This window comes from Curtobacterium sp. ME12 (assembly GCF_903970855.1).
Classification (GTDB): Bacteria; Actinomycetota; Actinomycetes; order Actinomycetales; family Microbacteriaceae; genus Curtobacterium; species Curtobacterium poinsettiae_A.
On the sequence record NZ_CAJCKD010000033.1, the window covers coordinates 26,296 to 40,325 of the forward strand.

Below are 14,030 nucleotides of genomic sequence, written 5' to 3' on the forward strand. Positions count from 1 at the left end.
GCTCAGGACCCCATCGTCGAGGACCACTTGGCCTTGAGCACCTTCGCGGCGTCGGCGACCTGCGCGTCGGTCAGCTCGACGTAGTCCTTCGGCGCACCGCCGGCGGCGTCGAGGGCGTCCTGGTCGACCTTGCCGGACTTCTCCATCGCCGACAGGGTCGCGGGGAAGGCGCCGGCCTGCAGGTACAGGTTCTGGGCCTCCGGGCTGGCGATGTACTCCTGCCACAGGCGGGCCGCCGCGGGGTGCGGCGCGTCCTTGGTGATGGCCTGCGAGTAGTACGAACCGAGCGCCTGGCCCTTCGGGACGACGGTCTTCCAGTCCTTGTTGCCGCTCGCGCCCGCTGCCGGTCCCCACGCCAGGTTGTTGTACGACCACTGGATGACGACCGGGGTCTCGCCCGAGGCGACCGTGGCCTGCGTCGGCAGCACGTTCTGGAAGTTGCCGGCCTTCTTGAGGTCGCCGAAGTAGTCGACGCCCTTCGTGATGTCGTCCGCCGAGCCGCCGTTCTCGAGCGCCGCCAGGTACACGGCCGATGCTGCCTGGTTGGCCTGCGTCGGGTCACCCGCGATCGAGACCTTGCCCTTGTACTCGCTGCCGAGCAGGTCCTGCAGGTCCTTCGGGGCGTCGGAGATCTTCGACGAGTCGTACCCGATCGACATCAGGCCGGTGTAGTCGCGCGTCCACGCGCCGTCCTTGTCCTTCAGGTCGCCGGGGATGTCGTCCCAGTTCGCGACCTTGTAGTCGGTGAGCAGGTCGAGGTTCTCCTGCAGCACCGCGTTGCCGAGGTCGAGCACGTCGGGCGCGGTGGACTGGCCCTGCTGCGACTTCACGGCGGCGACCTCGTCGGCGCTCGAGCCGTTCGGGTTCGCGGAGTTGATCTTGATGCCGTACTTCTTGGTGAAGCCGTCGATGATCTTGCCGTAGTTGGCCCACGACGGCGGCAGCGCGATGACGTTCAACTGGCCCTCGGCCTTGGCGGCCGTGACGAGGGCGTCCATGCCGCCGGCGGACTCGGCGCTGGTGGCGGTCTTCCAGTCGGCGTCGCCGTCGGAGCCGGCGGTCGCGGAGCTCGTCGCCGAGCATCCGGCGAGGGTGACGATCGCTGCGGCGGCCAGGGCGATGCCGGCCAGGGTGCGCTTGTGCTGCACGGGTGGGCCTTTCGGGTGGGGGAAGGTGCTGCGGTGACCGGGGGTCCGGGTTCTGGTCGATCGTGGACGCGGCCGGTTTCCGGCCCGTGCTCCGGTGGTGAACGGCGGCGGAACAGCGGGTGCGGCTGTACGATTTGCTCGTTCTGGGCGCACGGTCGCGCCCACACCAGGCCTGGAGGCACGGATGCGGTTCACGACGACGGTCCTGCAAGCACGGAAGACGGCGACCGGACTCCCCGTCCCGGAGTCCGTCATCGAGGCGCTCGGATCCGGCAAGCGCCCCGCGGTGGTCGTCACGATCAACCGGGGCTACACCTACCGGTCCACCGTCGGGGTCATGAACGAGCAGTTCCTGGTGCCGCTGTCGGCCGCGCACCGTGAGGCCGCCGGGATCGCCGCCGGCGACACCGTCGAGGTCGCACTCGAGGTCGACACCCTGCCCCGGACCGTCGACCTGCCGGAGGACCTGGCCGCCGCACTGCAGGAGGCCGGCGTGCGTTCGGCGTTCGACACGCTGTCGAACTCGCGGCAGCGGGCACTCGCCGACCCCGTCACGCAGGCGAAGGCCCCGGAGACCCGCGCCCGCCGGATCGAGAAGGCCGTGGAGTCCCTACGGGGGTAGCGGTGCGGGGTCGGGCCGCCTGGTCGTTTCGGGCGTACCTGGTCGTTTCGTGCGTACCTGGTCGGAAGTTCTCGCAAGGTATGCCCGGAAGCACCAGGTATCGCGGGCGTTCTGGGAAAGAACGGGCGCGCTCAGGCCCCGAGCTCGACCAGGACCCGCGGGATCTCGGTCACGAGTTCGCTCGCCAGGTACCCGAGCGGCCCGACCTGCACCGCGAGTCGGTCGCCTGCGGCAGCGTGCACGTAGGACGCCCACGCCACGGCCTGTGCCGGATCGGCGCCGCGGGCGAGCAGACCGGTGACCGCGCCGGACAGCACGTCGCCACTACCGCTCGTGCCGAGACCACCGGAACCGGTGCCCTTGAGCCACGCCCGACCCTGCGGTGTGGCGATGGCGTCACCGAGGGCCACGACCGCTCCGAAGCGGTTCGCGATCGCCACGGCGTCGGCCACGTCGTCGTCGCTGCACTCCCGCCCGAGCAGGCGTTCGGCTTCGCCGGAGTTCGGGGTCATCACGAGCCGGCCACGCAGCGGTTCCAGGCGGTCCCGCACGTCGGCGGCCACCCCGAGGGCGAAGGCATCGAGCACGACGGTGGTCTGCGGACCGACGACGTCGGCGAGCCCGGCCACGAGGTCGCGCGAACCGTCCGGGTCGTCGAGTCCCGGGCCGACCAGCACGGCGTCGGCACTCGAGGCGCTGTCCGCGATGCCCTCGATCGCACCGACGGCGATGTGTCCGTCCTGGTCCTCGTCGAGGGGTTCGACCCCGGACTCGGGTACGGCGACCGCGACCTCGTTCGCGACGCTCCGGCCGACCGCCAGCGTGAGACGACCGGCGCCGACCCGGAGTGCGGCGAGCGCGGAGAGCATCGCCGCGCCAGGGGTCCGAGCGGCGCCGCCGACGATGAGCACCTGCCCGCGGCCGTACTTGCCGGCACCGGGCTCGGGCAGTGGCCAGTCCCGCAGGAAGTTCGGGGTGACGGGTTCAGCGGACATGTTCGTCGTCCTTCCGGCCGGTGTGCTGGGTGACCTCGTCGTCGTCCAGGTGCCCGACCGACGAGAACTCCTCGAGCACCCACGGCGATCCGGCTTCGTCGCGACGCAGGCGGGTGAGGGAGGCGTTCGCGACCGCGTGGGTCCGGGCGAACTCCATGAGCGCCGGCTCGTCGAGGTCGAGGCACACCGCGACGGCGAGCATCACCACGGCGTCGTGCGCGGCGATCACCAGGCGCTCGGCACCGTCGAGCCGATCGACGTCGCCGAGGAGCGACCGGAGCCGGAGCATCACGTCGGCCCACGACTCCCCACCCGCCGGCCGGTGGTAGTACTTGCCGAGCCACTGCCGGCGGCGTTCCTCGTCCGGGTACCGGTTGCGGACGCCCTGCAGGGTCAGCAGGTCGAGGACACCGAGTTCGCGGTCGCGCAGCCGCTCGTCCACCCGTTTCTCGGGTTCGGCGAGGCCGGCTGCCTCGAGCGCGATCGCGATGGTCTGCTGCGCACGGAGGTACGGCGACACCCACAGCGCGACGGGGACGTCGTCGATCCCGCGGTCGGCGAGCTCCTGGCCGAGGGCTCGAGACTGATCGGTGCCGAGCGGGCTGAGGGGGACGTCGGCGTCCCGGAACTCGACGTCGATCACGTCGTCGCCCGCGGCTTCGGCCCGGGCCGCTGCGACGTTCGCGACCGATTCGCCGTGACGGACGAGCCAGATCTCCTGCACTGCCATGCCGCCACGCTAGCCAGAGCGTGCTGTGCCGGTTCACCGGTGCCGGACGGTCACCCCGCGCGGCGTCGAGCGGTCACCCCGTGCGGCGTCGAGCACTCCGGACCGGACGGACCGCGCACGGCAGCCCCGCCGCCCGGAGTCGCAGTGCCAGCGCATCGAGGTCGAAGAGGTCTCGCCACTCGAGCCGGATGATCGTCCGGACACCCGGCACGGTGAGCAACCGACCGTGCCGCCGCTTCTCGTCGAGGAACACCTCGGTCGGACTCCGGCCGCCCAGGGAGCGCTCCTGGGAGTACTTGGCCCGTCCGTCGATCTCGACGACGACCCCGTGGTCCGGGAACCAGAAGTCGACTGCGGACCGGCGACCGTCCACGACGAACTCCTGCTGCAGCACCGGCGCGGGCAGTCCGAGCTCCCGGAACACGACCCGAGCGAGCGATTCGGCCGGTGACCCCGAGCGAGCATCGGCGAGGTCGAGCACCAGCTGCGCCAGGACTCGGGCGCGGGCCTTCGGAGGAACCGCACGTCGGAGGTCGGCTGCGTCGACGCCACGGCGCAGCGCGGCGTCCGCGATCACGACGCCCGCCCGCAGGTCGCCGGACATCGCGATGTCGACGACGGTCCGGGGGACGGAGGTGACCGCGATCGCACCGACCGTGACCCGTTCGACTCGGCCCACGGGTCTCGTGTGCAGGACCAGCTCGGCGCTCCTGCCCCGGTACATCGACTCCGGCACCGTCGCGTGCACGGGGACGTCCCACCCGCCGAGCGCCGGGAGACCGTGCACGGCCGCGGCGGACAGGTGCGACGCCGTCGCCCGCGTGCCGAGTCGACCGAGCCGCGCGAAGACCCGGGCGACGTAGCGCTGACGAGGCCCGGCGGCGTCCCACGCAGCGCCGTCGACGAAGGCGTTCGGTCCGACCCGGACCAGGCGGCCTGCCCCCTGCGTCCGGGTTCGGCGGCGCAGGGTGGAGGCGTCGAGGCCGGTCTCGTGCATGGCAGAGGCTCGGAGGATGGGCAGCGACTCGTTCATGCACGTGACGATGCCCGCTCAGCCACCCGCTCCTGGGGCCGATGTCGGGAACTGTGGACGGGCCTCCAGGGCTGGGCGGTTGTGGAGGGGAGCCGTTCCTTCCCAGAACGGCCGCGATGCCAAGCGGGATCGGGCGTACCTGGCCGGAAGTTCCGACCAGGTACGCCCGACCCGACCAGGTACGCCCGTTTCGACCAGGTACGCCCGACCCGACCCGCGCCCACCCGCGCCCGCCCACGCGCCCGCCCACCCACCGCACGCAACACGGCGCCGGACGGAACGCACCCGTGTCCCGTCCGGCGCCGCGGTCTCTCCCCGACCGGACGCCGGGCCCGCTGCCTCAGGCCCGACGCACGCGCAGCGTCACGATCTCGAACGGACGCAGGGTCAGCACGACCGGCTCCCCGGCCGACCACGAGCGCTCCAGCGGCCGCTCGAGCAGGTCGACCTGCGACACCGCTGCAGCGTCGAACCCGAAGGAGACCCCGACGTCCGTCGCCCGGCCGCCGAGCCCCTCGTACAGTCGCACGACGACGTCTCCGGAGCGGTCCTCGGCGAGCTTGACGGCCTCGACGAACACCTGCGGCGACGACACCGTGACGAGTGGCGCGACCTCGGCTGACCCGGGGACGCTCCGCACCGGCAGGTTCAGCCGGTACCCGGAGTCGGCGGCGTCGAGCACCGAGGCCCCGATCCGCAGCACCGTCCGGAACACGTGGTGCCCCTGGTCGGCGTTCGGGTCCGGGAACGTCGGCCCGCGCAGCAGCGACTCCCGCACGAGCGTGGTGATCCCACCGTCCGGCCGGGTCTCGCGCGTGATGTCGTGGCCGTAGGTCGAGTCGTTCGCCACGGCGACGCCGAACCCGGGCTCCGCGACGTGCACCCATCGGTGTGCCGCGGTCTCGAAGCGGGCGTGGTCCCACGAGGTGTTCTGGTGCGTCGGCCGGTCGATGTGCCCGAACTGGATCTCGCTCGAGGCCGACGACGCGAGCACGTCGATCGGGAACGCGAGCTTCAGCAGCTTCTGGTGCTCGTGCCAGTCGACCTCGGTCTCGACGCTCAGCTCCGGTTCGCCCTGCACGGCGGAGTAGCGGGTGGTGAGCGTCGACGATCCGAAGGACCGTTCCACCACGAGCTCGTCGCCTGCGATCGCGACCGACGACGCCGACAGCACCGTGCCGTTGCGCTGGTAGGCGCGGTCGATGTCCCAGGCCTCCCACTGGTTCGGGGTGTCCCGGAACACCGTGTACTCCGCCGCAGCGGCGCCGGGCGCGATCGCGTCGCGTCCGGTGGCGTGGTCGACGAACGAGACGACGTGGCCGGCGGCGTCGATGGTCGCGGTGACGACGCCGGTGTCGAAGACGAAGCGGTCGCCGCTCCGGACGGGAGGCACGGGTCGCGGCGCGTGGACGACCGAACCTGCCAGGGCGGTCACGTCCCCTGCCGCGACCGGCGAGGCGTTGAAGCGCACGACCGACGCGGCGTCGCCGGCGGTGCCGGCGACGACACCGGTTCCGGTCCCGCTCCCGCTCCCGCCTGCGGCGAGCGCCGTCGTCGCGCTGCCGATCAGCCCCTCGAGCACCTCGGCGACCCGGGCGTACTGCTCCTCGGCGTTCTCGTACACCCACGCGATCGAGGACCCCGGCAGGATGTCGTGGAACTGCTGGAGCAGGACGGTGTGCCAGGCGTCCTCGAGCTCGGCGTACGGGTACTCGCTCCCGAGCCGGACGGCCGCCGTCGCCGCCCAGAGCTCGGCCTCGCGCAGCAGGTGCTCGGAACGGCGGTTGCCCTGCTTCGTGCGGATCTGCGACGTGTAGGTGCCGCGGTGGAACTCGAGGTACATCTCCCCCGACCAGACCCCCGGTGTCGGCAGCTCGGCTTCGAGCTGCTCGAACACCTGCGCCGGCGTGCCGAGCGTGACGTGGGGCGACCCGTCGAGGTCGTGCTGGCGGTGTGCCGCGCCGACCATCTCGCGGGTGGGACCGCCACCGCCGTCGCCGAAGCCGTAGAGCAGCATCGAGGTGTTCGCGGTGCCGCGTTCCTTGTTGTTCCGTTCGCCGCGGCGCAGGTCGGCTGGTGAGACGTCGGAGTTGTAGGTGTCGGCCGGGGGCAGGTGCGTCAGGACGCGCGAGCCGTCGATGCCCTCCCAGTGGAACGAGGTGTGCGGGATGACGTTCGTCTCGTTCCACGACGGCTTCTGGGTGACGAACCACTTCGACCCGGCGGCGCGGACGATCTGCGGCAGGGCGCCCGAGTAGCCGAACGAGTCGGGGAGCCAGGCCTCGGGGGTGTCGATGCCGAACTCCTCGAGGAAGAAGCGCTTGCCGGCGACGAACTGGCGGGCCAGGGCCTCACCGCCGGGCAGGTTGGTGTCCGACTCGACCCACATCCCGCCGACCGGGATCCACCGGCCCTCGGCGACCCGCTGCTTGATGCGGGCGAAGACCTCGGGGTACTCGTCGCGGATCCAGGCGTACTGCTGCGCGGACGAGCAGGCGAAGGTGAAGTCGGGGTCGCGGTCCATCAGGTCGAGCACGTTCGAGAACGTCCGCGCGCACTTGCGCTTCGTCTCGCGCACGGGCCACAGCCAGGCGGAGTCGATGTGGGCGTGCCCGACGGCGATCGCACGGTGGGCGGCGGGGCTGGCGGGGACGGCGAGCACGGGCGCCAGGACCTGCCGGGCATCCGCGGCGGTGCCGGCGACGTCGTCCGGGTCCAGGGCGTCGGCGGCCCGTTCGAGCGCCCGCAGGATGTCGGCGCCGCGGGTGCCGTCGGTCGGGAGCTCGGCCATGAGCCCGCGCAGCACCCAGAGGTCCTGCTGCAGTTCCCACACGGTGTCGTCGCGCTCGACGACCTCCAGGGCCTTCAGCCGGTAGATCGGGTCGTCGCCGGCGGTGGAGCGCGAGCCGAGCGGCGTCGCACCCTGGAACGAGTCGCCGCCGATGTCCGGGTTCGCCCCGGCCTCGATCCAGAGCTCGAAGGACTCCCCCGGGCCGACCTCGAGCGGCACGGTGTCGTTCCGCGGCTCGATCGCCTTGATCGTGGAGCCGTCGGCGCGGAACGCGAGTCCCTCGGCCTGGAACCCGGGCTGCCGCTTGGTGAACCCCAGGTCGACGAGGAGCTCGGCGGTGGTCCCCGGCGCGGTGCCGAAGTCCGCCGGCACGGTACCGGTCACCCGGAACCACGTCGTGCCCCACGGGCGTCCGCCCCAGTGCGACCCCACCGTGAACGGTGTGTACGTCTCGCCCACGGCGGCGTCGAACGGCACCGGTTCGCCCGGCACCTCCCACGCCTCGATCGTCACCGGCGCCGAGCGACGGAGGACGGCGGGGTCGACGCGGTCGCGCACGAGGCGGGCGATCCGGGCCTCGACGAGCGGTTCGTCCTGGTGCATGTGCTTCCTTTCTGGTTCGCGGAACACCGGTGTTCGCGGATCGAACCGCGGTTCGCGGGTGTTCGACGCGCGAACACCGGTGTCTTGCGGGGGTGGGGGCCGGCGTCAGCCCTTGATGCCGCCGGCGAGGGCGTTGCCGCCGCCGAGGCCTCGGGACACGATCACGTAGAGAGCGATGACGGGCACGGAGTAGACGATCGAGAACGCGGCGAGCTGGCCGTAGGCCACCGCCCCGTTCTGCCCGAAGAAGTTGAAGATGCTCACCGCGGCGGGCACCTTCTCGGGCGAGAGCAGCAGGACGAACGGGACGAAGAAGTTCCCCCACGCCTGGATGAACACGAAGATGAAGACGACCGCGATGCCCGGACGCATGAGCGGGATCACGATGCGGGTCAGGGTGGTGAGCATCGAGGCGCCGTCGGTCCACGCCGCCTCTTCGAGCGAGATCGGCACCGAGTCCATGAAGTTCTTCGCCATCCAGATCGCCATCGGCAGCGACGTGGCGGCGAGGAAGAAGATGCAGCCCCACACGTTGTCGATCAGGTTGAGCGACACGAACAGCGCGTAGACGGGCACCATCATCGCGGTGATCGGCAGACCGGTGCCGAACAGGATGCTGTACAGGAACGGCTTGTTGACGCGCATCTTGTACCGGGACAGCGGGTACGCGGCGAGCAGTGCGAACACCACGGTGACGACCGCGGTGCCGCCGGAGAGCAGCAGGCTGTTCGCGAGCGGGATGAACGACAGCTCGGGGGTGAGCACCTTCGCGAAGTTGTCGAGGGTGAACTGCGAGGGCAGCTTCACCGACAGCGACGCCTGGGTGTCGAACGAGGCGAGCACGAGCCACAGCAGCGGCACCGCGAAGCACACCGCGATGACGAGCAGCACGACGTTCGACACCCACCGCATGGTGCGGCCGCGCGGTGACGTCATGTGCATCGACCCCGGTGCGGTCACCGAGCGGGTGGTGGTCTGGTCGAGGGACGGGGCTGTCATGGCCATCAGTCCACCTCCGGCTTGAGGGCTCGGATGTAGATGATCGAGAAGACCGCCCCCACCACGAGCAGGATGGTCGCGATCGCCGTCCCGAAGCCGAGCTGCGAGAACTTGAACGCCTCCTGGTACGCCAGGATCGGCAGGGTCGACGAGTTCGTGCCCGGGCCGCCGCCGGTCATCACGAAGATCAGCGTGAAGACCGACAGGGTCTGCAGCGTCGTGAGCATGAGGTTCGTCGAGATGCTCCGGCGGATCACCGGGAGCGTGATGTAGACGAGCCGCTGCCAGCCGGTGGCTCCGTCGACCTCGGCGGACTCGGTGATCTCCTCGGGGACCTCCTGCACGGCGGCCGAGTAGACGAGCATCGAGAACGCGGTGCCGCGCCAGATGTTGGCCAGGATCACGGCGAGCATCGGGTACGTGTAGAGCCAGTTCGCGCCGGTGATCCCGATCGACGCGAGGAACGTGTTGAGCGTCCCCTCGTCGTTGAAGAACGCGTACGCCGCGAACGACGCCACGATCTCCGGCAGGACCCACGCGGCCACCACGAAGGTGCCGACGATCGCCCGGACCGCCTTGTTCGCCGAACGCATCAGCAGGGCCAGCCCGAGGCCGAGCACGTTCTGTCCCACCACGGCCGAGGCCAGCAGGAAGACGACGGTCAGGATGACGGACTTCGGGAAGTCCGGGTCCTGGAACAGCTCGACGTAGTTCTGGAACCCGACGAACTGCTGGTCGGCCGCGCTGGCACCGGTCAGTGCCGAGTTGGTGAACGACCCGTAGAACGACGAGATGACGGGGCCGAGCAGGAAGATGACGAGGAGGACCAGGGCGGGCAGGAGCGGGACCGCTCGTCCGACGTTCCGCAGTGGTCGCCGCTTGCGCGGCACGGGTGGATCGGTGCGCTTCGGCGCACCGGGCGCCGACAGCGTCGGCGCGAGGGGGGTGCTGGACACGATGGGTGCCTTCCGGGTGCGGAGGGGTTCCGAAGGTGGGGAGAGGCAGCCGGAAGGCGCGGTGCGGGACCGCCCCGCGCCTCCCGGCCGTCAGTGGGTGACGTCCGTCAACCAGCGGCGACGGTGTTCTCCTTGCCGACCACCTGGGTGACGGCCTTGTCGTAGGCGGCGGCCGCGTCCTTCGGCGACTGCTGACCGGTCATGACCGCTTCCATCGCGACCTGGATCGCGTTGGACACCTGCGAGTAGTCACTCGTCGCCGGGCGGAAGTTGGTGTTCTCCACCAGCCCCGAGAAGAACTTGAACGTCGGGTTCGCCGCCGTGTAGGCCGGGTCGTCCGCGACGTCCTTCCGGACCGCGATCTGGCTGTTCTCGGTGTCGTACTTCAGTGAGCCGTCCTTGTCGAGGAAGCTCGTGATGAAGTCGAACGCCGCCTGCGGGTTCTTCGACTTCGCGCCGACCGCCAGGGTCCAACCACCGGACATCGAGTTGTAGCCGGGAGCCTGCCCGTTCTGGGTCGGCATCGGTGCCTGCCCCATCACGTCGTTCCACTCGGGCCACGGCGCGGTGCCGGACTTCAGCCACGTGCCGGACTGCCACGATCCATCGAGGTCGATCGCGAGCTTGCCCTTCGGCAGCCACGTCTGGGCAATGGTCGTGCCGACGTTCGTGTCGAGCGCCTGCTGCGGTGTCGGGCCGAGGCCGCCCTGGTAGACGTCCTTCACGAACTGCAGCGAGTCCTCGAACTGCTTCGAGCCGGTGACCCACTTCTTGTCCTTGTACAGGGTGTCGCCGGGGCCGTCGGCACCGTACAGGAGCATCTCGAAGCCCTGCATGGTCGAGGCCTCGCCCTGCGCCTTGCCCGAGTAGATGTTGAACGGGATGACGTCGGGCTGCTCGTCCTTGATGGTCTTCGCCGCCGCGAGCACGTCGTCCCACGTCTTCGGCTTCCACGGGACGTCGAGCCCGGCCTTCTTGAAGATGTCCTTGTTGTACCAGAGGGCTCGGGTGTCGGTGCCCATCGGGACGCCGTAGATCTTGCCGTCGTCACCCTGCCCGGCCTGCTTGGCGTTGTCGAAGAACTGGTCCCACTCGTCCCACTTGTCCGTGTACTCGTCGAGTGGCAGCAGGTAGCCCGCCTCGGCATCGGCCTTGACGAGGAACGTGTCCTCGTACATGACGTCCGGGGCGGTGGCCGGCGCCTTGTTCATGAGCGCGAGCTTCGTGTAGTAGTCGTTGCCCTGCGCCTGGATGGGCACGAGGGTGACCTTCTTGCCGGGGTTGTCCTTCTCGTACTGCTTCTTGACGACCTTCATCTGGGCGTCGAGCTGCTGGAAGGCGCCGAACTTCTGGTACGCGATCTTGATCGTGTCGCTCGAGGCGGACCCCGAGCTCGAGCAGCCAGCCAGACCGACCGCGGCAACGGCCACAGCTGCGAGTCCGGCGATGATGCGGGTGCGTTTCATCGGTGCTCCTTTGCACGGGTGATGTCCGCGGGCACCATCGCCCGCGCGCAGGATTAGTCCACCGTATTGACTTAACCGTGTCAAGGAGTTTCTGGAGGAGGCCGCCGGGCGGATTCGGGCGTACCGAGTGGAATCGGGCGTACCGGGTCGGAAGTTTCGACCAGGTACGCCCGATCCCGCTTCCCATCGCGCGCGTTCTGGGAAGGAACGTCCGTCAGGAGATCGGGGTCGCGCTCCCCGTCACCGTGATCCCGCCGGCCTCGGGCACGTCCACGAGCAGCAGACTCGGACGCCCGACGTGCCGCCCCTGCCGGATCGTGATGCGGTCACCCGGCTGCGCTGCCCCGATCCGCCGCAGGTACGCCCCGGTGGACGCCGCAGCCGACCCGGTCGCCGGGTCCTCGGTGATGCGCCCGGCGGGGAACAGGTTGCGCGCCTCGTACTCCCGGTCGCCGGTGCGGTGCAGCACCGTGACGGTCCCCGCCCAGCCCGCCTCGCGCTTCAGCTCGGCGAGGGGGTCCGGCGCGAACCGGAACTGGTGGAACAGCTCGCGGTCGTGCAGCACGAGGACCGGGTGCCAGTTGCCGGCGAAGGACTCCAGCACGGGGAACCCCGGAGCGATGTCGGCTGCCTCGAGTCCGAGCAGGTCGAACAGTCGCGCCAGCAGGGCCGGGTCGAGGTCCCGCGTCGCCGGCTCGACGCTCGTCATCGCGACCTGCACCGCGCCGTCCGCACCGACGGTCGCGTCGAGGGCGACTCCGCCGGCCAGGGTCGTGAACACCCGGCGGCCCGCTCCTTCCCGCTCGGCCAACGCGACGGCCAGTGCGACGGTGGCGTGCCCGCAGAACGGGACCTCGGCGCTCGGCGAGAAGTAGCGGACCCGCGGCCCGGTCGACGTGGCACCCACGACGAAGGCGGTCTCGGGGTACCCGACCTGCCGGGCGATCGCGAGCATCTGGTCGTCGGACAGCCCGGCCGCGTCGAGCACGAGCCCGGCGGGGTTGCCTCCGCCCGGCTCGGCGGCGAAGGCGGTGTACCGGAGGATCTCCTGCTGCATGCCCCGACGCTACTGCGGCGTCACGACCGGGTGCGCGGGCCGATCACCGACGGGTGGCCCGGACGGCTGCGGCACCGCGGGTGGCTCCGAGGGCAGCGCGAGGAACACGGCGAGCGCGATGCCGCCGGCGGGCACGAGGTACAGCAGGACCCACCAACCGGATCGGTTCGTGTCGTGGAGCCGCCGCACCGCGATGGCGATCCAAGGCAGCAGCGCCGCGAGCCCGACGACCACGAAGACCCCCAGCGCGACCTTGGCGAAGACCGGCATCGACGTGAGCAGGAACCACCAGACCGGGAACGGGTTGAAGGACTGCATCGCCTGGTCGATGACGCGCGTCTCGTCCGGGCTCGGCATGGTCGGCGGCGTGATGAAGAGTCCGACGCCGTACACGATGTTGATCGCAGCGGAGATGATCGCCCACCACAGCGCCCACCACCAGAACTCGGCACGAGCGGCACGTCCGCGGAACACGACGTACCCCCGCCAGAACCGCGAGAACGAGGCGGTGAAGGTGGCCTGATGCCAGGGGACCCCGACGGGTGGCTGCTGCGTCTGGTGCACCGAACCTGCTTACCGGTGCGACCTGGGCGCTCCTGAGCACTCCTCGGCAGGCGCGGCGTGGCGGGTGGGGGTAACCCCCGACCGCTTCCGGGTGCGCACGTGATGTTTCAGCGATGCGTCCGTCGTGAGACTGGATCCATGAGCACCGACACGCGCCCCACCACCGCCCGCCGCACCCTCCGGTTCGCCCTCGCCTCCACTGCCGCGGTGTCCGCCCTGCTGCTGACCGCCGGCTGCAGCGCGATCCAGGACATCGTGCCGAACAAGACCCCGGAGAAGCACTTCGACGCGTACTCCGACGCCCCGCGCTCCGGGGAGTCCGAGGATCTGGCGTTCTTCATGCCGAAGTGGGTGCCGGAGGACGCGAAGGACATCGGCGTCCGCCTCCACGTCTCCCAGCCCGGGTACGTCATCGGGTTCGCGTCGAAGGACGGCGTCGACGTGGACGACTGCGCCCCGCTCGACGAGTCGTACGGCGGCACGGCGATGACCGCCGACTTCCTGCCCGAGGAGCTCCCGACCAAGGGCCTGGTCACCTGCGGCGACGGTCGCGCGGTCACCGAGATCGACGGCCGCTGGTACGGCTGGACCACGAAGGACGCCATCCCCGGTGAGGACGACACCCAGACCATGCACGGGTCGGCGGACTGACCGCAGCCACCCACCGGCCTGGAGGCGCGTGGCGGCCCCGCACCGCGCCTCCCGCCCGTCACGCGGTCGCGCCCACCGCGCATCGTGAGCAGGAATGGTCGGGTCCCCACCTGCGGACCCGACCATTGCTGCACACCATCCACCCCGTGGGGACTGGGGACTACTCCGCAGCCGCAGCCTTCCGTCGGCGACGCACGACCAGCACACCCGCACCCGCCGCGAGCAACAGGAACGCCACCAACGCACCGGTACCGAGGCCCGCAGCACCCGTGAACGCGAGCTGCCCATCCACGGTGATCGTGATCGGGGTCCAACCGATCAGACTCCCGTCCGCAGCCGTCACCGCCAACCGGTGCACACCAGCCGCCGTGTCCGCCGGGATCGTCACCCGAACCGTCCCATCAGCAGCCACCAC

General features: G+C 70.6%; 12 protein-coding genes and 1 pseudogene. 2 read left to right on the forward strand and 11 right to left on the reverse strand.

Going from position 1 to position 14,030, the window contains the following annotated elements; genetic code table 11:
- Nucleotides 1–2: 2 nt before the first annotated feature.
- Nucleotides 3–1,148, reverse strand: a complete 1,146-nt coding sequence (locus tag H7A73_RS14445; RefSeq protein WP_182066603.1) for an ABC transporter substrate-binding protein — start codon at nt 1,146–1,148, stop codon at nt 3–5.
- A gap of 184 nt (nt 1,149–1,332) precedes the next feature.
- Here H7A73_RS14445 and H7A73_RS14450 point away from each other — a divergent pair, with 184 nt between their 5' ends.
- Complete coding sequence (locus tag H7A73_RS14450) at nt 1,333–1,770, forward strand: YdeI/OmpD-associated family protein (protein ID WP_182066604.1); 438 nt, start codon at nt 1,333–1,335, stop codon at nt 1,768–1,770.
- Between the two features lie 131 nt (nt 1,771–1,901).
- Here H7A73_RS14450 and H7A73_RS14455 read toward each other — a convergent pair whose 3' ends face one another.
- The 9 genes from H7A73_RS14455 to H7A73_RS14495 form a co-directional block, all read right to left on the reverse strand.
- Nucleotides 1,902–2,765 carry an NAD(P)H-hydrate dehydratase gene (locus H7A73_RS14455; protein ID WP_182066605.1) on the reverse strand — a complete coding sequence of 288 codons (864 nt, stop codon included), beginning with the start codon at nt 2,763–2,765 and terminating at the stop codon, nt 1,902–1,904.
- Complete coding sequence (locus H7A73_RS14460; protein WP_182066606.1) at nt 2,755–3,495, reverse strand: histidine phosphatase family protein; 741 nt, start codon at nt 3,493–3,495, stop codon at nt 2,755–2,757. The genes H7A73_RS14455 and H7A73_RS14460 overlap by 11 nt, the downstream gene beginning before the upstream one ends.
- Nucleotides 3,496–3,568: 73 nt before the next feature.
- Nucleotides 3,569–4,528, reverse strand: a complete 960-nt coding sequence (locus H7A73_RS14465; RefSeq protein WP_182066607.1) for a hypothetical protein — start codon at nt 4,526–4,528, stop codon at nt 3,569–3,571.
- Between the two features lie 340 nt (nt 4,529–4,868).
- Nucleotides 4,869–7,922: an alpha-mannosidase gene (locus H7A73_RS14470; protein ID WP_182066608.1), complete on the reverse strand. Its 3,054-nt coding sequence runs from the start codon at nt 7,920–7,922 to the stop codon at nt 4,869–4,871.
- 105 nt (nt 7,923–8,027) lie between these two features.
- On the reverse strand, nt 8,028–8,921 hold the full coding sequence (locus H7A73_RS14475; protein WP_371830315.1) for a carbohydrate ABC transporter permease: 894 nt from the start codon (nt 8,919–8,921) through the stop codon (nt 8,028–8,030).
- A gap of 5 nt (nt 8,922–8,926) precedes the next feature.
- Nucleotides 8,927–9,877, reverse strand: a complete 951-nt coding sequence (locus tag H7A73_RS14480) for a carbohydrate ABC transporter permease (RefSeq protein ID WP_110894824.1) — start codon at nt 9,875–9,877, stop codon at nt 8,927–8,929.
- 107 nt (nt 9,878–9,984) lie between these two features.
- The gene (locus tag H7A73_RS14485; RefSeq protein ID WP_182066609.1) at nt 9,985–11,343 is read right to left on the reverse strand and encodes an extracellular solute-binding protein; all 1,359 of its coding nucleotides are present in this window, start codon (nt 11,341–11,343) and stop codon (nt 9,985–9,987) included.
- A gap of 214 nt (nt 11,344–11,557) precedes the next feature.
- Nucleotides 11,558–12,400, reverse strand: coding sequence for a PhzF family phenazine biosynthesis protein (locus H7A73_RS14490; protein WP_182066610.1), 843 nt, complete (start codon nt 12,398–12,400; stop codon nt 11,558–11,560).
- 9 nt (nt 12,401–12,409) lie between these two features.
- A complete protein-coding gene (locus tag H7A73_RS14495) occupies nt 12,410–12,964 on the reverse strand; it encodes a DUF805 domain-containing protein (RefSeq protein ID WP_182066611.1) in 555 nt (184 codons plus the stop codon).
- A 138-nt stretch (nt 12,965–13,102) separates the two neighbouring features.
- Between H7A73_RS14495 and H7A73_RS14500 the strand changes: the two genes are divergently transcribed.
- The gene (locus H7A73_RS14500) at nt 13,103–13,615 is read left to right on the forward strand and encodes a hypothetical protein (RefSeq protein ID WP_182066612.1); all 513 of its coding nucleotides are present in this window, start codon (nt 13,103–13,105) and stop codon (nt 13,613–13,615) included.
- A gap of 160 nt (nt 13,616–13,775) precedes the next feature.
- Here H7A73_RS14500 and H7A73_RS14505 read toward each other — a convergent pair.
- Nucleotides 13,776–14,030: pseudogene (locus H7A73_RS14505) on the reverse strand (hypothetical protein); the annotation flags it as partial.